Genomic DNA, 20641 nt, shown 5'->3' with positions numbered 1-20641 from the left:
TCTGGATAATTAACTCATTCAGCATCTATACCAGCAAAGCCAAATATTACGTGCTAATTTTCCTTTACAATCATTAACCAAGACCCCTCAAAATGACCTTGTAGTGAATAGAGCTAAAAGGATAAGTCATTCAAAGTCATCTGGAGATATAGCTATATCAAAAGCACCTAAAATACGCCTTAGTTGCTCAGTATAGGCGACCTTCCCCCTTTTATCGTATCAGCTTGTAGAAGACTTTAAGTCCTTTATGTTTAAATCAAAAAATCATAATTGGATTATATTGCATAAAAATGCTTTTTCTGATTTTTCCATTTAACACACGATAAGGTACCATTTAGGCACCATGAGAAGCTTTCCCCTTATATCATGATTTCAGAGCCGCATGAGAAAAACAAAATAAGCCGTTTGGGTGTCTTAAGGTCAAGGATGCCGTTAGACGCAACCTTTAAAGGATTTCCTTGAGCTTAAGGACCAAGGCTTGTTAGTCCTCTCATTAAACGCAGGTCTAATGTTACGATTTTGGAGAGCGATTATTAAGAATTTGAGAGGCAGACAGCCTCTCATCTTGATTTATACACAAACGAATTGCACTCTATTTATTCAAAGAGAATAATTTCATACTCAGGAGGTGCTAAACGGAATAAGAGAGCGTCGTAACCCCATGCAGCATACATGCAGCAAATAGAAAAAACGCCTTCACCAATTGCTAAGATTAATGTGAACGATATACCGGCTTCATCTGCTGTTGCTTCGCGGCGTTCCAAGTAGTATCCGACAAAAAAGAAAAAGCACGTTAATCCGCTCGCACCCGCAAAGAAGCTTAGTACGGCATGAACCAATCCACGCATGCGGAACAGGATAAGAAAAATTATGAAAATAAACACTCCAAATATTACAGCGAATACTCTACGCACCATATTGCACAATTTTCGCATCATAATTACAGAAAAGCTCTGTTCTGCGTATCGATTTTTTCTTTTTGTGCTTGTATTCTTAGAAGATATGCTGTCCACAACTCCCCCCCATTTTAAGCCAAAATGCTGTAAAATTAGCTATTTGTAATTATATCATCATAAAATACAAGAAAAATTTATTCATTTTAACGAAAAATAGGTGTTTTATTGAGGTGCAAATCTATTTTGTTAGCAAGAGTTATTCAATCCGTTCGTCAATAAAAAGCCACCCACCTTGCAGAGGAAGCTATCCTGACGCACAAAAACTTCATAAGCTGTATATTAAAATCCACTCAGACATCGCAACTCTCTAATCTACCCGCTTAATCCACCTTTGAAACTGCAATCAAATGAATTCTGCTGATGACAAGTAATGATAACATGAAAAAGAAAAAATATCACAATATCAAACTCTTCAATACAGTCTTAGTTTTATGATTTTCATTCAAAAAGCAAGTGCCCACCCCATGAACGACACCATACTAAGATGCTGCGCATTCACAAATTTCCTTTAAAGCACCATCTCCCCTTCCCGCAATCGCACCTCTTGCGCAATCTTATCTTTTGATAGTACCCATTAGAGACTTTTAAAAGGTCCAAGGAGAAAACTCTCTGAGAAAGCTTTCAAGCCTAAAACGCCCCCGCCATTTTTATCATGATGAGGGCACCCAAAATCACGCAGAAACATGTAAAACCTCTCCGCATTTAGGTATAAGGCTTGTGCTTCAAGCGCAGGCTTTTTCTCGTTCTGTTGTCCATTGTCCCAAAGCCGCAAGATGATTCATCAAAGCCCGATGACTAAATGCCTTCTGTGCAACAGCAATATTCTCATCTTTTCCAGCCCATGCTTTTAAAGCAGCTGCTTGCAATGCCCGTCCATAAGAAAAAGTCAATTTCCAAGGCAATGCGCCCAAAGAATTCATGGCAGATAAATGCGCCGTTGCTTCCTGATCAGACTGTCCTCCAGAAAGAAAAGCAATTCCTGGAACAGCGGCAGGAACAGTCTGTTTAAGCACCTGGACGGTCTTTTCAGCAACTTCTTCAACAGAAGCGTTGCGGGCATCCTTTCCATCAATCACCATATTGGGTTTTAAAATCATCCCCTCCAAAAGAACACGAGCTTCAAACAATTCTTTAAAAACGGTCTGTAAGACAGCTTTTGTCACCTCAAAGCAGCGTGTAATGGAATGCCCACACGATGGTCCATCCATCAACACTTCGGGCTCAACAATCGGCACAATCTTGAACTCCTGACACAAAGCAGCATAGCGTGCAAGAGCTTGTGCGTTTTGTCTTATTGCGCCTCTTGTTGGCAAAGTGTGTTCATCAATAGCAATTACCGCACGCCATTTAGCAAAACGTGCTCCCAAAGCATAATAGTCTTTTAGCCGCTCACGAAGACCATCCAACCCTTCGGTAATTGTCTCTTGTGGAAAAGCGGCCAAAGGTTTTGCACCGGTATCAACTTTAATCCCTGGCAAAGCGCCTGCATCCCGAATAAGATCCGTCAACATTTTCCCAGTTGATGCTTTTTGCCGAATGGTTTCATCAAATAAAATAACCCCAGAGATGGCGCTTTCCATTGCTTCTTTTGTACTAAAAAGCATTTCACGATAAGCACGGCGTCTATCTTCATTGGATTCAACACCAATGCTTTCAAATCGCTTTCCAATGGTCGCCGTACTTTCATCTGCCGCCAAAATACCTTTACCCGCATGCACCAAAGCAAGTGCAATATCTTCAAGCCGTTCATTCATAAAAAATTCCTCTTTATTTTGTCTTAAAATTTCATTTTGTCTTAAACTTCCAAAAGTGCGCAACACGTTAAACACAGCCTACACAACGACACACAGCTCTTTTTTAAAGCTGCTCTTTCAATAAACTCTCTAAACCTGCATAAGGGCAAGAATTCCAGGCAGAACCTTACCTTCCATCCATTCTAAAAAAGCCCCTCCAGCAGTCGAGAGATAAGTAAAATCATTGGCAACACCAGCATGATTAAGAGCAAAAACTGTATCGCCCCCTCCCGCAATTGAAACCAACTTTCCCGTCAAACTACGTTCTGCTGCATGGCGTGCAACTGCAATGGTCCCCTTATCAAAAGGAGACATTTCAAAAACACCAAGGGGTCCATTCCACACAAGAGTAGCAGCTTTATCTATCACAGTATTGATATGCGCAATAGAGCGTGTCCCAATATCCAATATCATGCCATCTTGTGGAATATCTTCAATGTCATAAAGACGATGCGGTGCATCTTTTTCAAAGCGAAATCCAACGACAGCATCCTGAGGAAGCAGAAGGGTACATTGACACTCTTGCGCTTTTTTGATGATTTTTTTTATCGTGTCCATCAGTGCATGTTCACACAGTGACTTACCAACAGACACACCTTGCGCTGCTAAAAAACTGTTAGCCATGCCCCCACCAATCACGAGATGATCAACCTTTTCCACCAAATGATTGAGCACAAAAAGCTTGCTGGAAACTTTCGCTCCTCCCACAATGGCAACCACAGGGTGTGTTGGATTGCCAAGTCCTTTTTCTAACGCCTGCATCTCACCTTGCAAAGAGCGCCCTGCATAAGAAGGCAACAAATGCGTTATTCCCTCCACCGAAGCATGGGCACGATGAGAAACTGAAAAAGCATCATTGACATAGAGATCCCCATTATGAGCCAAAGCTTCCGCAAAAGAACAATCATTCTTTTCTTCACCAGCATAAAAACGAACATTTTCAAGCAGTAAAACACCCCCATTTTGTAATGACTCAACCGCAACCTGCACCACCGAACCGATACAGTCAGGAACAAAAGAAACAGGCTGATTAATGATCTTTTCCAGCACTTGCACAACAGGACGGAGTGAAAACTCTGGCTCTACCTTTCCTTTGGGGCGACCACAATGAGAAAGCAGAATAAGTTTAGCACCCCGCTTTTGTAGCTCAACGAGTGTCTCTTTATGTCGCTCTAAGCGTGTCGTATCACAGACCTTGCCCTGCGCCATTGGCACATTAAAATCCACCCGCACAAGAACACGTTTTCCAGTGACATCAACATCATCAAGTGTACGAAACCCCATCACTGCTTCCTCTTCACTTTCCATTGTTTCAAATAAAAACGCATCCAACAACCCTGCCCACTTTTCTTTCCACTTATCCCCTCTTTGCTTTTACAAGAGATCCACGACAGCCCATCTCTCACCCTCTGCTTCTGAAAAGCCAAAGCTTTCATCATCAAATGTACAAAAGCCCACCATTGCTCTTAATCTTCATATCCCATTGTGGCAAACAAATGCATTGGCTCAACTTGATCTCTATTAAAGCTTCCTTTTACTTCTAGGCAAAAGAATTTACATCTCCTAATTTTCTGACGTTTTCTCAAAGAGTGTCTCGTTCAGATCTTACTTTTTCAAAGTTTACTCTTTCATGCAGCTTTTAAAAGCACGTATTGACCCAGTATTAAAACAAAACACACCATCAATTTTTCAATAGTTTCTTCTCTCCAGCGCATGAGAACAACAGCCTCTATCTGTTGTTCTCAAAATTGTACAAAAATGAGACTTTTTCCTATAAAAAGGAGGACCCTGAGGTCCTCTTATATTGTCTTAGCAAAAGCCACAGCCGTATCACTCATACGGTTAGAAAAGCCCCATTCATTATCATACCAAACCAAAACGCGACAGAGCTTACCATCAATCACTTTTGTTTGATCATTGTGGAAAATAGCTGAATGAGGATTATGATTAAAATCACAACTCACGAGTTTTTCTTCTGTATAATCCAAAACGCCCTTCAAAGGACCTTGTGCAGCAATAGCAATGGCTGTATTAATTTCTTCAATTGTTGTGGAACGCTTAGCGGTAAATGTCAAATCAACCACAGAAACATTAGGGGTCGGAACACGAATCGATACACCATCAAGCAATCCCTTTAATTCTGGCAAGACCAATCCCACAGCTTTTGCCGCTCCTGTTGAGGTAGGAATCATAGAAAGAGCTGCCGCACGTGCACGATAAAGGTCACGATGCATTGTATCCAACACAGGTTGATCACCCGTATAAGAATGGATTGTTGTCATAAAGCCCTTTTCAATGCCCACCGTGTTGTGCAAGACTTGTGCAACAGGCGCCAAACAATTGGTTGTACAAGAAGCATTTGAAACAACGCGATGCTCGCTGCTTAAAGATTGATGATTAACCCCATAGACGACCGTAAGATCTGCTCCTTCAGAAGGCGCAGAAACAAGAACACGCTTTGCCCCCGCATCCAAATGAGCACTTGCTTTATCACGCGCAGTAAAAATGCCCGTACATTCTAAAGCAATATCAATATCCAAATCTTTCCAAGGCAATTGAGCAGGATCACGCTCTGCGCATACCTTTATTAAACCACTCCCCACATCAATGGCATCCCCTACCACCTTAACGGTCCCAGGGAAACGCCCATGAACTGAATCATAGCGCAACAAATGGGCATTTGTTTCCACCGATCCCAAATCATTAATTGCGACCACTTCAATATCTTTCCGTTCACTTTCCACAAGTGCACGTAAAATATTGCGACCAATACGACCAAACCCATTAATTGCAACACGAACTGTCATTTCACATGTTTCCTCATCAATTTTTTAAGCACAACATTTAAAATACAATAAATGGGTATTTCACCAATCCCAAATCATTAATTCCCACAATGTCAATATCTTGATCACTCACTCACTTATCCACAATAATGCACAAGATCATCCAGAACACTGCACAGAATATGATGCCCTAAAACCACCCCATTCATGACAACACAAGCTGTCATTTTGTCTTTTCCTCTTTGATCTTTCCAAGCTCTTTTTCAACAGTGGCGACCACATTCTCACAAGTAATACCGAAATGCGCATAAAGGGCATCAATTGTTCCACTTGCCCCAAAGCCCTCCATACCAATAAACACACCATCACAGCCAATAAAACGGTCCCATCCTTGGGCGACAGCAGCTTCAATGGCAATTTTAATCGGCGCATCTCCAATGAGAGCACGCTGATAGGAGAGAGATTGTTGAGAAAAGAGTTCAAAACAAGGCACAGAAACCACACGCGTTGGAATGCCTTTTTCTTCTAACACCGCATGTGCCTCCACCGCAATTTGCAATTCTGAACCAGAAGCAAACAGCGTCACTTGTGCATCATCGCTAGCTGTTAGGAATTCATAAGCACCGAGCATACAGAGATTTTCTTCTTCATACTCTTGACGCAAAAGCGGTAGATTTTGTCGACTCAAAGCCAAAGTAGAAGGCGTTTTGCGTGCTTTCAAAGCCAATTGCCAACACTCAACTGTCTCCATAGCATCAGCAGGGCGGAACACAAGATGATTAGGCATTGCGCGCAGGCAAGCCAAATGCTCTACGGGTTGATGGGTAGGACCATCCTCACCAAGACCAATGGAATCATGAGTCATGACATAAATCACCCGCAATCCCATCAAAGAAGAGAGCCGCATAGCGGGACGCATATAGTCAGAAAAGCATAAAAAGGTTCCCCCATAAGGAATAAAGCCGCCATAAAGGGCAAGACCATTCATCACGGCTCCCATTGCATGTTCGCGAATTCCATAATGCAGATAGCGCCCTGAAAAATCTTCAGCAGAGATACTTTTCATCTGGCTGCTTTTTGTATTATTAGATCCGGTTAGATCAGCCGAACCACCAATGGTCTCAACAACGACTTCATTGATCACTTCAAGAGCCATTTCCGAGGCTTTACGCGTAGCAACAACGGGGCGCTCTTCAACCAGTTTTTGTTTATAAGTATCAATAGCGCCATCAAATCCACCCACGAGATCGCCTCGCATCAATCTTTCGAACTCCACACGCTCTGAGACAGGAAGATCAGCAAATTTTGCTTCCCACTTTTGACGTTTTTTAGCAGCATTGAGACTAGCCAAGCGCCAACTATCGAGAATATCGGCTGGAATAACGAAAGGCTCAGCCTCCCACCCTAAAGCGATACGGGTTTCAGTGATTTCTCGTGCGCCCAAAGGAGCTCCATGAACTTTATTGGTACCCGCTTTATTTGGCGCTCCAAAACCAATTGTTGTTTTACAAGCAATCAAAGTTGGTTTATCGGAATTTTGTGCCGCCTCAATAGCCCGCGCAATTGCTGCTTGATCATGCCCATTGATTTTATGTGTCTCCCAACCAGAAGCTTTAAAACGCGCAATCTGATCAGTACTATCAGCAAGTGAAATCTCTCCATCAATGGAAATATTATTATCGTCCCACAACACAATAAGCTTATTGAGTTTCAAATGACCAGCAAGGGAAATCGCTTCTTGAGATATCCCTTCCATAAGGCATCCATCGCCCACCAACGCGTAAGTGTAATGATTGATGAGATCACCAAAACGGGCGTTTTGCAAACGCTCCCCAAGAGCCATTCCCACGGCATTTGCCAACCCTTGTCCAAGTGGTCCAGTGGTTGTTTCGATTCCCGCCACATGCCCATATTCTGGATGCCCAGCAAGCTTTGCCCCTAATTGGCGAAAATTTTTGAGATCCTCAAGAGAGAGATCTTCATAACCAGAAAGATACAAGAGAGCATAAAGCAACATAGACCCATGCCCCGCCGATAACACAAAACGATCACGGTTAGGCCAGCGAGGATTTTTAGGATCATGAGCAAGGAATTGTGTATAAAGGACCGTAGCAATGTCGGCTGCCCCCATTGGTAAGCCCGGATGACCAGAATTTGCTTTTTCAATCGCATCAATAGCAAGAAAACGGATAGCATTGGCCATCTGATTCTGTTGGTGGGTATTTGTCATGAATAATCGACCATTTCGTTAAATACGTTATTCTGTTGCTTTTTCCGTATTCTCTTAAAATTCTCAAGGAATACTATTTTTTAACCATTAGCGTGAGACTTTTTGCCACCACTTCAATAACATTAACAACATTCCCCTCACGCGTCCTGTATATCCATGTCATTTATGTCAATACGCGCAAAAAATCCAGCTTTTAATTTATATCTATCCCCTGCTTTGCTTGCTAAAATATCCTACATACTTAAAAATAAAATGCACACAATACAAGATTGAAAGTGATTCGTTTTTGCATAACACATTGATAAAGGATACAATTACCCAAAGGATAAAAGCAATGAACCAAGAAACGACGGTTCTACAAGATGCTCTAGAGCACCTAGAAAAAGCACTTAGAACTTTAGAGATCACCATAATAAACCGCAATGCCGTTATTGATAAAAATAACGAATGGGAAGAAGAAATTCAACGAATGAATGCTGACCGCAGCCATCTTGCCCAAGCGCTTGACAAAGCTGAAGCCCAAATTGAACGCTTAGAGTCCGTAAACAAAGAAGTTTCCAAACGTCTTATTAAAGCAATGGAAACAATTCGTGTTGTCATTGATAGATAAAGGTTTGAATGTATGGAAACTGTTTCCGTTACCATTGATGGTAAAATTTATCGCATGGCTTGTGATAAAGGACAAGAACGTCGTCTTATCGCGCTTGCTGCTCAATTGGATCAATATATCACACATTTAAAGAACAATTTTGGTGAAATTGGCGACCATCGTTTATCGGTTATGGCTGGCATAATGATTATCGATGAAATGGAAGAAATAAAACGAGAAAATAAAAAACTACAAGAAGACTACAATGCTCTTTTACGACTCCACAACGAAAGAGACCGCACCATGGGGAAAATTATGCGTGACACCACACAACGCATTGAAAATCTCACCAACCAATTGCTCAAAGATGATCAAAACAGCACAAACTTTCAAGAACAAGAACAGGAAGATTTCTAAAAGTACATCAGCGCGTAACAAACCAGTGATTTTACTTGTCCGCTACACCTCACAGGATAAAAACTCTTAAACCCACACCAGTCTGTAAATGGTCCAGTTTTTTATAGAGAGGATTCCAGCTACTCACCACTTATGGGATAAACTTAAAACTCAACAAGAAAAACTCGGCCCTGAATATTTCACCCCTGCACAAACACTTCTTATATCAAAGAGGAAACCTTATATCACCACCCTTCAAATGAGATGTCTTTTAACAGCACAACAAGATAAAAAACCAACATCATTGTAAAAAAATCATATAAATGACAACAGAAATAAACAAATAAAGCATGCTTCGAGAAAAGAACTATATTCATGTTCCCTACGAATGCATACCAAAAGTCCTTGCCCCTAGATAATACCAAGCAGATTCAATATATATTCAAAATATATTTAAAAAATAACCGTATCTATTATCCCGTAAAACACCGCCATTTGATAATATAAGCACCATGGAGTCTTTGCACCTAGAATGTCCATCAGATGAAACCCACCTAGAAGAACCGTATCGTTTATAAACCAGCGTGAATTAAATATTTTCATCCTTCAGAGCAGGAAAAAAGCCAAACCCGAAGTTTATGTTAATCTGCGATAACTTCAAACATCATAAACGACAATAATAACTCTTGCAAACATTCTCTCCCGACATCTTTATCCTTATAACAAACAATCCATCCATATCTCTCTCCCCAGTCCTCAAAATCTCCACGCTTAATAAAAGAAAGAGCAAATCGGCACCATCATTATAACCGGCCCCCAATATTGCAACAGCCCCCTTGGCTCTTAAAACGATTCATAAGAGAGGCGCCTTTCTTGTACAGTTTTTACCCACAAGCCCCCCCACTTGTGACGTACAAGCATGACTTTTTAGGCACATAATTCTAATTTTATTCAATTCTGTTTGCAAAAATTTAAAATGAGAAAAATTTCAAAGCCCTCATTCAACAAGCAAAAGAATGAACTCTCATTACCAATGAACATCTTGCTCGTATAAACATCAATAAAGCAATCCCCAATATGCCTTAATGAAATAAAAGGGGGGGCTCCCATTAAATGCCCTACCGTAAAAGCAGCTTCCTCAGAACTAAAACAAAATCAACAGACAACATCACCGCATCTGCTCCCATCCCCAAACCTGACAACTTAAAGCAACACCTTGCTATCTTTACAATGGGAGATAAAAGAATAATAGGTCTATGGAAGCATTCACAAAAAGCGCACACGTGTTGTGTTTAAAGCCTGTTCAAAGGCGCATAAAAAAACACCATGCGTAAACGGCTCAAATCCCTTTCGTTCCATCTTGAGAGACAGAAGCAATACGCAAGAGATTTGTCGCTCCAGGCGTTCCAAGGGGAACACCAGCTGTCACAAGAAAGCGATCTCCCCCTTTGCAAAAACCTTCCTGAAATGCAATGGCTGCTGCACGATCAACCATATCCTCTAAATTCCGTGCATCTTGCGCAACCACACAATGAAGCCCCCAAACTAAAGCTAAACGCCGTGCTGTTTCCACAATGGGAGATAAAGCAATAATCGGTCTATTGGGACGTTCACGAGAGGCGCGCACCCCCGTTGTTCCTGAAGCCGTATAGGCAACAATAGCTGCTAATTCAAGTGTTTCAGCAATCTGACGCGCGGCAAGAGAAATCGCATCTGTTCCTGTTGATTCTGGTGCTGGATGTTGTGCCCCAACCTGAGCTGCATAAGTGTGATCTTGTTCGATTTGCCGCGCGATTCGATCCATCATAAGCACGGCTTCTTCAGGATAACGACCAGAAGCAGATTCAGCAGACAACATCACCGCATCTGTTCCTGCATAAACTGCTGTAGCAACATCCGACACTTCTGCGCGTGTCGGAACAGGAGATGAGATCATTGATTCGAGCATTTGTGTTGCCACCACAACAGGCTTTCCTGCTAAACGACAAGCTTTTATGAGCTCCATCTGAAGTGCAGGAACCCTTTCCAAAGGCATTTCCACTCCAAGATCACCCCGTGCAATCATAATACCATCGGATACATCAATAATTTTCTCTATATGCTCTAAAGCTTGCGGCTTTTCGATTTTAGCCATCAAAGACACCTTGCTTTTCGTCAATCGACGCACCGCTATAATATCTTCTGGACGTTGAATAAAAGAAAGAGCAACCCAATCAACAGGCTGCTGTAAAAGAGCCTGAAGATCCTCTTTATCTTTTGACGTCATCGAATCAAAAGGCAAAATTGTATCGGGAAAACTGACACCCTTTCGATCAGAAATACGGGTTCCAGCAACCACGCGACACTGTACAGAATGACCATCACAAACTTGCGCACGCAGTTCCAGTTTTCCGTCATCAATCAACAACCGATCCCCTGGTTTAACAGCCGAAAATACATCCTCATGAGGGAAAAAAACACGCTGTGCATCACCTGACACATCGCGATTATCTAACGTAAAGCTTTGCCCAACACGCAAATCTTCTTGACCCTTAGTAAAACGACCCACACGCAGTTTTGGCCCCTGAAGATCCACTAAAATACCAATGGGTCGCCGAACTGTTTTTTCAACTTCTCGTATAGACTTGACCAAATCAACCATCATATCACGATCAGTATGGCTCATATTAAGACGAAAAACGTCTGCTCCTGCCCTAAAAAGCTTCTCAATCATTTCACTGGAAAAAGAAGAAGGACCAAGAGTCGCAATAATTTTCACTTTACGTGCACGTTTCACGGCGGAGAATTTCCTGAAAGAGAAGGGACAACAGAATTGTTTAACAAAGACTCATCCGTCAACTGTATCATCCAACTGGTTTGATTCCCGGTATCGATTTCTTTAAATTCAGCCTTTTGATATCCTCGAGGGAAACAATCATGAACCCCTTGAATGGTAAATTGGCTATCTTGCACACACATGGTTACAGAGCCTGCCCAGTTCCCTTTTTTTTGTGCCCCTTCCGCATAAAAATAATAAAACCGTGAAGCAAGAGGCCCCTCAATTAAGGTTTTACACTCCGTCACGGGTACCGTCCACCAGCCTTCGCTCACCCACCCTGAAAATGTACGATATCCAAGAGCAACCCCTACAGACTGTTGGGTTGTATTACAAACCCTAAAGTCAGCTTTTGCAAAAACAACAAGGGGAAACAAGAGCAAAATGCTCAAGAGAAAAACCTTTAATCCTTTTTGAAACACCCAATATCGTTTTTTTAAAATCACAAAACTTCCTCTATGATGTCAAATTCTCAAAACAAATTACACACTTCTTTTTCAAAAGCTTTTCAAGTCTAAAACGTATATTTTTATATTTTTCTTTTTATAGCCCTTTTATCAATGCATATATCTTAAAAATTTTACAAAATATTTAAAGTCAATTTGTAAAAAAACAGTGTAGCTTGATTTACTTTTTGTTTTTCAAGCTTTTTCAACATAAATTCGTCGTCGAAAAACAACTTAAAATATATAACTTGGAGAAAAATACAATGAACGATACAGTAACCGATCAAACACACGCTATATCCGTAAACCAATTACGCTCTTTTATCGAACGTATTGAACGACTAGAAGAAGAGAAAAAAACCATTTCTGATGATATTAAAGACGTTTACACTGAACTTAAAGGCTCTGGTTTTGATAGTAAAGCTGTTCGAAGCATTATACGGTTGCGTAAAAAAGAAGAGCACGAACGAATGGAAGAAGAAGCAATCATTGAGCTTTATAAAAATGCGCTTGGTATGAATTAAAATCATTGATACCATTGGAAATTTTCTTAAGAAAAGGAAACGCAAAATGCAAAAAAAAATGAATGTATAAAAATTTCACCCAACAATAAGCAGTTTGTGTAACTTGTAACGAGACTATCGGTCACAGAATACACAATATTGCAACAGCCCTCACATTAAAAGGATTTATACAGAGCATTTTTATCCTTGTCCTCCAATCATTTTTATCCACACAAACCCTCACTTGTACGCCAATCCAGTTTGTGATGTGCAAGAGAGGTGATTTTTATGATTAAACATCTATAGATTTGAAATGAGAAAGTCTTACGATATTGAGGACTCTCTTCCTTCAAATTGAAAAAATGAATGATGATGATAAATCAATTCATTATCTACGAAAAGAAACATATAAAGTGGTTAGCAGTTGAAATCCGCTAAATGAGAGTCTGAACTGTTTACAAAAGAAGAGGTGGTTAAGGATCTTCGTCTTTTAGGATAGGCAGAAATTCGGCATATTTACACATTTGATAAAAAGCCCCTTGATAGAACTTTTAACAAAACTTTATTCGAATCTATTAACGGGCTCATACAGATCATTGATTCGAGAGGTTAGAATGTGGTCTCTCCATTTTCCAGAAATCATCAAATAGTCTTTGGCATAGCCTTCTTTTTCAAAATGAAGGCTCTTTAATAAACGTTCGCTTTTTATGTTCTCAGGTATATAATTTGCCATCACTCTATGCAGATGATAAACATGAAAGATATGCCGTATTAGAGCCGATAAACTCTCAAACATGAGACCTTTGCCTTGTTGTTTTTCATCAAGAGAAAAACCAAGATGACAAGCTTGAAAAACACCCCGAACCACATTTGTAAAATTCACAACACCAATGACTGTTTTTTCATTTTTTAATCGTACGGCATATCGGTATGCTTGTCTTTGTGCACTTTCACAAGCAAATGCATTAGCTCGTGTTTCCCAAGCTGTTAGGCTGTGGTAACCATCAGATCTAACAGGTTCAAAAGGACGCAGATGATTCGCATTACGGAGGTAATAAGGAAGACAGTTCAGCTGCATCTTCTAAACCGATCAATGTGGAAATTGTTCGCTTTGTTTTAATTGCCATCATTTTCTCCTCCTCGAAATGTTACAATAACACGTTGGTTTATCCTAACAAATCATCATTTTTAAACTTAAATCATAACGTCGAATACAGTAAGCTTTCCCCATCACAACACTTCTCACGTTAGAATCAATGAAGATCATTTGCTTTTCCGTCAGAAGCGGGGTTGGTGCATTTAGGATATAAGGTAAAGATAAGGGAATGTTTCTTATGAATGCTCTCAAATTCCAAGGGGGCTGTAGCAACATTGGGGACTGGCAAAGTATGCAATGGAACTAGCGTACTTCTATATACGAAATTTTGAAAAAACTCACGGCAAAGATAGTTTTGTTTCTTTGCCTTGTAAACTCAGAGCATGCTTGTTTTGCGCTATCATATCACTGCACCCGCATACAAATCCCAATGACCATCACCTTGAAATGCTATATGTTACAGTGCGATCTAAAAAGTTTCTGCCATGACTCATCAACAACACTGTTCTCGCAAAATCAGCCATAAGATCTTGTAACAAATCCAAGAAAACGTGATAATGAATACAAATCTCTTAAAATGTTTTAGACATTACCGTGAACACGCTTCCATTTCTTCGCGTAAAATTTCAAGTTCTAACCATTCTTCTTCTTTTTGTGTGCAAGTATTTTTCTTTTTTTCCAACGCTGTTGATAAACGCTCAAAACGCTCTTTATCACTGCGATAAAGAGCTGGATCAGAGAGCTCTTGTTCAATTTTTTTGATTTCATTTTGCAAAACAGCAATTTCTTCAGGCAATCTTTCCAATGCATAAACCTGCTTATAAGACAATTTACCTCGTGTTTTTTTCTCCCGCACTATCAAGCTATGATCTGTTGATGAGTCCTGCTTTGAAAGCTCTCCCACATGAGATTTTGAAGGTGCTTTACGCTGCGATAATTCTGTTTTTTTTCGTTGTAAACTCAGAGCATGCTGGTTTTGCGCCATCATATCACTATAGCCGCCCGCATACAAAACCCAATGACCATCACCTTGAGGTGCCAACATATGCGTTACAGTACGATCTAAAAAGTCTCTGTCATGGCTGACCAACAATACTGTTCCCGCAAAATCAGCAATAAATTCTTGCAACAAATCCAAAGTTTCCATATCCAAATCATTGGTCGGCTCATCAAGTATCAAAAAGTTTGCAGGACGTGAAAGAAGTCGTGCAAGCATGAGGCGTGCTCTTTCTCCCCCCGAAAATTCTTTAAGGGGAGTGCGTGCTTGTTCAGGCAAAAATAAAAAGTCTTTCATATAAGAAACTACATGCCGCTCCAGCCCATTGATCACAAGAGTATCACCTCTTCCTCCCGTTAAATAATGCGCTAAAGTCTCTTCTTCATTTAAAATACGTTGCTGATCAAGCAATGCCATAGAAAGGTTATAGCCATGCCTCACCGTTCCACTATCCACGGCTTCTTGCCCAATTAATGCAGAAAGGAGCGTTGTCTTTCCGATACCATTGGGTCCTACCAACCCGATTCGATCACCACGCTGAATACGCAAAGAAAAATCTTTCACGATAATGCGATCACCATAGGATTTTGAAATTTTCTTTGCTTCAAGAACCAATTGCCCAGACTCATGACTTTTCGCTGCTGTCAAAAGTGCATTTCCAGGCTGCCCTTTATAGGTTTGATGACGCTGTCTTAAGTTTTTTAATTCGCCTAAACGCCGTACGTTACGCTTACGCCGTGCACTCACGCCATAACGCAACCATTGTTCTTCACGGGCAATTTGGCGCCCCAATTTATGCTGCTCAATGGCTTCTTCTTGCAACGCCTTATCACGCCAACTTTCAAATTCTGAAAAACGCTTTTCCAGTCTTTTGGTTGTGCCACGATCAAGCCATACCGTTGACCGCGTAACATTTTCTAAAAATCGCCGATCATGGGAAATCACCACAATCGCTGAACGCAAAGACGATAAAACAGCTTCCAGCCATTCAATGGTTGGTAAATCGAGATGATTGGTTGGTTCATCTAAGAACAAAATATCGGGTTTTGCAGCAATGGCCTGTAACAATGAAACACGCCGCTTTTCGCCTCCCGAAAGCGTTTCCAATTTTTCCGCCCCCGAAAACCCTAAATTTGTGCGAAGCGTATTGATCCACTGAACATCAGATATATCGTCCAGCCCCGCTTCCATATAAGCGTTAATATCTTCAAATCCTGAACAATCCGGATTTTGTGAGACATAACGGAGCGTCACTCGCGGGTGGCGAAAAATTTCGCCACCATGAGGCTCTAATATTCCTGCGGCAATTTTTAATAGGGTTGATTTTCCACAACCATTACGGCCAACCAGCGCGATACGCGCCCCCTGCTCAACCGATAAACAAGCTTGATTGAGCAAAGGCGTTTTTCCAAAATTTAAGAAAATGCGGTCAAGCCGCAGGAGCGGCGGCGCCATTAACGAACGCGGTGCGGACAAGGTGCTTTATACATCACCCCTCTTGCATCACGGTAAGCACACAATTGCCGTACAGGGACTCTTTGTGCACAAGGTGCTTGGTAAACATGCCCTCTACGACCACGATACGTGCACAATTGTGATGCCTGTCTTTGTTGTTTTCTTTGATTTGCAGCCGCACCTGTTACTGTTCCAGCCAAAGCACCAAATGCTGCACCGGTAAGTGCTGCTCCAGGAGTACTTCCAGCAATAGCAGTTCCAGCCAAAGCACCAATTGCTGCTCCTCCTACGCCGTAACGTGCAACGCGTTCATCGTTTGTGGTACAAGCGACTGAACTGAAACCAATGGCTGAAACAACAGCCACTTTAAAAATTGATTTTAACATATCAAAACCTTTCCTTCTCAAGATCAATACATAATATATCGTTTATGTCGGCACTTAATCACTAGGCCCCCCCCTGCCTTATTCAAAATATATTGGAAGAGCTTTATGGAATAGGCACAGACGCTAACAATATAGCTTTTCCAGAACCTAAATGGCAAGAAAAGGTTCCCCAAATACGGTTAGAAAGTGTTAAAGAAGAGCCAAATGACACATTTTTGTCACAAATTGGCCATTTTACCCCTGCAAGAGTTAAGCCTTTTAAATCAGAAAAACCGATAATACTAAACAAACATCCCTTAGGCAAATCATACGAACAAGGTCTTGGCAAAACCGGCCAGCCTTCTTCCAAACCGCTTGTCAACAACACTGAAATGCCCCTTTCAGCCATCACCAATGCTTGCGTCATATGAGAAAGGCTATGATCACTTCTTTCACCTCCCAAAGCACCGCACAAAATAAGCTTTTTAGCACCATTTTGCAGCGCTCTTTCGCAAGCTAGAGCACTATCTGTCATATCTTTATCAGAGGGAAAAATCTCACGCGGAACATGACTATATTCGCGTATTAAATTCTCATCCGATGAATCAAAATCGCCTAACCACAACTCAGGCAACACATTAAGCGCTGCCGCATGACGCATACCACCATCAGCAGCAATCACCCGACTGTTTTGAATTTGATTAAGCAAGCGATCAGTGATACAAACATCTCCATTTAACAATATCGTAAATGTTGTCATGCCATACTTTGCCTTTCACAAAATTTCCTTTATAGTGCACCCTTTTATCAGTGAGAGTCATTTTTTATAAACAAAAAGCGTGATATAGCCAAACGAATCCTTATCCCTGATGACTCTCTTGAAGAAACATACGATACAAAGATACAAATGCAATTTGCCAAATTACTCCGCAGAAACAATGTGCACCATGATCCAACGCACTCCATTTTTCAACGCAAGTTTCTTTTTCGCTCACGCCTGTATAAAGCAACTTTCATAAGTTTAACGTTTCTCCTTTCGGCTTGTCATACGCCCCTCTCTCAAAATGATAGGCTTTCTTCCACTTCTTCTAAAACGATCAAACGTACCAACAATCACAATATCTATGTCACATTAAGCGCTCTGCAACACCCACGTATTTTGCAAATGTATGGCGGCGCTTATTATGATGTAAAACTTGAACACCTTTTAGCAAAGATTGTCCGTAAACTGACAGTTGCATCCCATAGTTCTCATCAAAGCTATTCTGTAACCATTTTAAACTCAGAAAGTATTAACGCATTTGCGCTCCCCAATGGCGCGATCTACATCACTCGTGGTATGCTGGCATTAGCCAATGATTCTTCAGAAGTTGCAGCCATTTTAGCCCATGAGATAGCACATATTAGAGCCAATCATGGCATTTTACGCCTGCAAAAAGAAGCCCAATTAAAGATGGCAAATCACATATCTTCACATCTTCTTTCTTCTATTGGCAAAAAACTTCATAACCCTACGCAAAACAAGCAACAACTCGCGCAATTTTCCCGCAATCAAGAGCTAGAAGCTGATTCCCTTGCACTTGAAATGCTCCAACAAGCAGGATATGATCCATTTGCTTCACCACGCTTTCTTCAAACAATGGAAGCCTATAGTGCTTTGCGTAATATCTCCGGCACCCAAAATGCCTCTCTAGATTTTCTAGCCTCTCACCCAACCACCCCTCAACGCATTCGGCTTGCGATAGAAAAAGCGCGTAAAATAAGTAAAGGGAATAGTAAAACAACCGATCGCGATTCTTTTCTCAAAAGCATTGATGGCATGATTTTTGGAGGAGGATTTTATACAGGTTTTGTACGAGGCAACCAATTTATTCACCCACAGTTGCGCATAGCTTTCTCTGTTCCAAACAATTTTACAATAGAACATTCAGCACACACTGTTTGGGCCAGTGGACCAGATAAAATTGCGATTCGTTTTGATGCTATTCCGCATCCTGCTGGAATATCTGCGAGTGATTATTTGAAAAGCGGCTGGATTATCGGGCTAGACCAATCATCTATCCGCCCCATCACAATTCAGGGACTCCCCCATCAAGAATTTACGCGTCAAGGATTCCAAAGCCAAAGTTTACTTGGAGCACGAGCCCATGCTACCAATGAGCAATGGCAATTTGATGTAGTTGTCATTCCATTCAACAACCACATCTTTCGTTTTCTGACAGCCGCCCCACATAATTCTCAAAATTTTGTAGAGGTTGCCCAAAAAACGCTACAAAGCTTTCATTCTCTTTCATCTTCACAATTAAAAAAACTGAAGCCCTTAAAAATCCGTGTTGTCCGCGTTAAACAAGGAGAAAACGTTGCAAACCTAGCCAATAAAATGCAACACACACCAGATAAAGAAAAACTCTTTCGCATCCTCAACGCCCTCTCACCAACACAAACTTTATCCGCAGGTACAAAAGTGAAAATCATTACAGAATAAGCCTTTTTTCTCATCTGCTACAGTTTTGATTCTTTTCTATCTGTATGACTCCCTCCCCCTTAAAGCATATTCACAAATGAAGAGGGACATTTCAAAAACCAATTTCATCATACCTTCATACGACTCCGTTTGATACATACTTCCTCGAACTAATATCACCCCCAATCTTCCTCTGTTCATCAATAGCACCAAACACATCCCCAAGGAGGCATATCCCTAGACAAATCTGGCAATCCTCTAAATCCAACTTCATCATACTCTCATATACCCCCTTACTTATACGTTCTCTCTCTTCCTCCCACAAAGCCTTTCACTGCTTATATATCGTAAGCATCTTCTGAATGAACCGTAAGAAGAGCAGAACGCAATTTCTGCAAAGCCCGAGCTTCAATTTGACGCACGCGCTCTTTTGATATTCCTAACTTTTCACCCAAAACTTCGAGAGTTGCACCCTCTTCATTTAAGCGACGAAAGCGAATAATTTCCAACTCCCGTTCATTGAGAATTTGTAACGCATCGTAAAGCCATTGTGTACGCCGTTGACCATCAATTACTTGCTCAATTAAAGCATCAGGAAGAGGACTATCATCCACCAAAACATCCATCTTAGCAATGGGATTATCACTGTTCTCAGAAACAGAAACACTCAAGGAATTATCAGAACTGGAAAAACGAAAATCCATCGTTTCAACATCGCGCACGGAAACGCCAAGCTTTTCAGCGATTGTGCGAAAAATATCCTGTTTTGACAAAGCACTATCATCTTGTATCAGCTTTGCACGCAAACGCCGAAGATTAAAGAAAAGTGCTTTTTGCGAAGAACTAGTTCCCCCTCGAACGATTGACCAATTTCGCAAAATATAATCTTGAATAGAAGCGCGTATCCACCACGTTGCATACGTTGAAAAACGCACTTCCCGATCAGGTTCAAAACGTGCAGCTGCTTCCAATAGTCCCACATACCCTTCTTGTACCAAATCCCCCAATGGCATTTTGAAACGTTTAAAACGGTTAGCAATAGCAATCACTAAACGCATATGAGCTGCTGCAATTTGATGCATGGCATCATCATCACGTTTGTCTTTCCACCGCAGAGCCAAATCATGCTCTTTTTGTCGTTCAAGATAAGGCGCTTGCATAGCAGAACGCATCATATTACGTCCTAAGCTTTTGTCTGCATCGCTATAATTTTTGCTGCTTTTATAAACAGCATTTGAAAGATTACCCATAATAACCCCTTGCGATTAAAATTATCAAAATTGATTTGGCAACGACATCATTGTTCTTTGCTTAAAAAGAACGCAAAAGTTGTTAACTTCTGTATCCACTACTTTAACGTGTATTTTTATAATCGCAATTGTTTTTTTTTACTGTCATGGTAAAATTTCTTGTCATAAGACACAATTTCACCTGCAAAATGCCTTTACAATATGCCTTTTAGCCTATGAAATATTTGAAAAAACTTTCTCTTCGCTTTTCATGACAAAACAGCAAAAAAAATAAAATGATCATGTAAAACAAAAGCTGTTTATTAATAACCGGTTCTGTTTCCTTTTAAATTGAAGAATTTATTTATGCTTTCATCTTTACAATACAACTAATAAGTGTAATTTGCAAATATAAAGCATCCAAACTGAATGAAAACTGAATAAAAAAAGAATCATCCAAGTTTTAAAGGCGCAAAAAGAAACAGCAAAAAACGACAAGAGTGATTGAAGCAAACGCAACA

At 40.8% G+C, this 20641-nt stretch carries 15 protein-coding genes and 1 pseudogene; 4 read left to right on the top strand and 12 right to left on the bottom strand.

Annotated elements, in window-relative coordinates:
• Positions 1-596: 596 nt before the first annotated feature.
• The 5 genes from ACFIKD_RS04865 to tkt form a co-directional block, all read right to left on the bottom strand.
• On the bottom strand, positions 597-1013 hold the full coding sequence (locus tag ACFIKD_RS04865) for a hypothetical protein (RefSeq protein ID WP_375647359.1): 417 nt from the start codon (positions 1011-1013) through the stop codon (positions 597-599).
• 665 nt (positions 1014-1678) lie between these two features.
• Positions 1679-2710 (bottom strand): class I fructose-bisphosphate aldolase, encoded by a 1032-nt coding sequence (locus tag ACFIKD_RS04860; protein ID WP_375647357.1) that lies wholly within the window; start codon positions 2708-2710, stop codon positions 1679-1681.
• A 129-nt stretch (positions 2711-2839) separates the two neighbouring features.
• Positions 2840-4033, bottom strand: coding sequence for a phosphoglycerate kinase (locus tag ACFIKD_RS04855; protein WP_375644538.1), 1194 nt, complete (start codon positions 4031-4033; stop codon positions 2840-2842).
• Between the two features lie 515 nt (positions 4034-4548).
• A complete protein-coding gene (gap, locus tag ACFIKD_RS04850; RefSeq protein ID WP_375635516.1) occupies positions 4549-5556 on the bottom strand; it encodes a type I glyceraldehyde-3-phosphate dehydrogenase in 1008 nt (335 codons plus the stop codon).
• Between the two features lie 202 nt (positions 5557-5758).
• Complete coding sequence (gene tkt / locus ACFIKD_RS04845) at positions 5759-7765, bottom strand: transketolase (RefSeq protein ID WP_273787674.1); 2007 nt, start codon at positions 7763-7765, stop codon at positions 5759-5761.
• 334 nt (positions 7766-8099) lie between these two features.
• On the opposite strand from tkt, the gene ACFIKD_RS04840 reads away from it, so the two are divergent.
• Complete coding sequence (locus ACFIKD_RS04840) at positions 8100-8375, top strand: DUF4164 domain-containing protein (RefSeq protein ID WP_005774573.1); 276 nt, start codon at positions 8100-8102, stop codon at positions 8373-8375.
• A 12-nt stretch (positions 8376-8387) separates the two neighbouring features.
• Positions 8388-8771: a cell division protein ZapA gene (locus ACFIKD_RS04835; protein WP_026500755.1), complete on the top strand. Its 384-nt coding sequence runs from the start codon at positions 8388-8390 to the stop codon at positions 8769-8771.
• Positions 8772-10089: 1318 nt separating this feature from the next.
• Here the strand turns inward: ACFIKD_RS04835 and pyk are convergent.
• Both pyk and ACFIKD_RS04825 read right to left on the bottom strand, forming a co-directional pair.
• A complete protein-coding gene (gene pyk, locus ACFIKD_RS04830) occupies positions 10090-11526 on the bottom strand; it encodes a pyruvate kinase (protein ID WP_375635513.1) in 1437 nt (478 codons plus the stop codon).
• On the bottom strand, positions 11523-12011 hold the full coding sequence (locus ACFIKD_RS04825) for a DUF1036 domain-containing protein (protein ID WP_375635512.1): 489 nt from the start codon (positions 12009-12011) through the stop codon (positions 11523-11525). The genes pyk and ACFIKD_RS04825 overlap by 4 nt, the downstream gene beginning before the upstream one ends.
• A 263-nt stretch (positions 12012-12274) precedes the next feature.
• On the opposite strand from ACFIKD_RS04825, the gene ACFIKD_RS04820 reads away from it, so the two are divergent.
• Positions 12275-12535 (top strand): DUF2312 domain-containing protein, encoded by a 261-nt coding sequence (locus tag ACFIKD_RS04820; protein WP_005774567.1) that lies wholly within the window; start codon positions 12275-12277, stop codon positions 12533-12535.
• 541 nt (positions 12536-13076) lie between these two features.
• Here the strand turns inward: ACFIKD_RS04820 and rimJ are convergent.
• The 4 genes and pseudogenes from rimJ to ACFIKD_RS04800 all read right to left on the bottom strand — a co-directional run bounded on the left by rimJ (position 13077) and on the right by ACFIKD_RS04800 (position 17187).
• Positions 13077-13641 (bottom strand): annotated as a pseudogene (gene rimJ, locus ACFIKD_RS04815) (ribosomal protein S5-alanine N-acetyltransferase).
• 558 nt (positions 13642-14199) lie between these two features.
• Entirely contained in the window at positions 14200-16062 is a 1863-nt protein-coding gene (locus ACFIKD_RS04810) for an ABC-F family ATP-binding cassette domain-containing protein (RefSeq protein ID WP_375647379.1), read from the bottom strand.
• The gene (locus tag ACFIKD_RS04805; protein ID WP_015856972.1) at positions 16062-16448 is read right to left on the bottom strand and encodes a hypothetical protein; all 387 of its coding nucleotides are present in this window, start codon (positions 16446-16448) and stop codon (positions 16062-16064) included. The genes ACFIKD_RS04810 and ACFIKD_RS04805 overlap by 1 nt, the downstream gene beginning before the upstream one ends.
• A gap of 103 nt (positions 16449-16551) precedes the next feature.
• The gene (locus tag ACFIKD_RS04800) at positions 16552-17187 is read right to left on the bottom strand and encodes a thiamine diphosphokinase (RefSeq protein ID WP_375647356.1); all 636 of its coding nucleotides are present in this window, start codon (positions 17185-17187) and stop codon (positions 16552-16554) included.
• A gap of 147 nt (positions 17188-17334) precedes the next feature.
• Here ACFIKD_RS04800 and ACFIKD_RS04795 point away from each other — a divergent pair, with 147 nt between their 5' ends.
• The gene (locus ACFIKD_RS04795) at positions 17335-18912 is read left to right on the top strand and encodes a M48 family metalloprotease (RefSeq protein ID WP_375635510.1); all 1578 of its coding nucleotides are present in this window, start codon (positions 17335-17337) and stop codon (positions 18910-18912) included.
• A gap of 317 nt (positions 18913-19229) precedes the next feature.
• Here the strand turns inward: ACFIKD_RS04795 and ACFIKD_RS04790 are convergent, their stop codons facing one another.
• Positions 19230-20141: an RNA polymerase factor sigma-32 gene (locus ACFIKD_RS04790; RefSeq protein WP_015856975.1), complete on the bottom strand. Its 912-nt coding sequence runs from the start codon at positions 20139-20141 to the stop codon at positions 19230-19232.
• Positions 20142-20641: the final 500 nt, after the last annotated feature.

The sequence above is a fragment of the Bartonella sp. CR84HXZ genome (assembly GCF_042194535.1).
Lineage (GTDB): Bacteria > Pseudomonadota > Alphaproteobacteria > Rhizobiales > Rhizobiaceae > Bartonella > Bartonella grahamii.
Note: the sequence above shows the minus strand (reverse complement) of the source record. Positions and strands in the feature narration are given on the sequence as shown.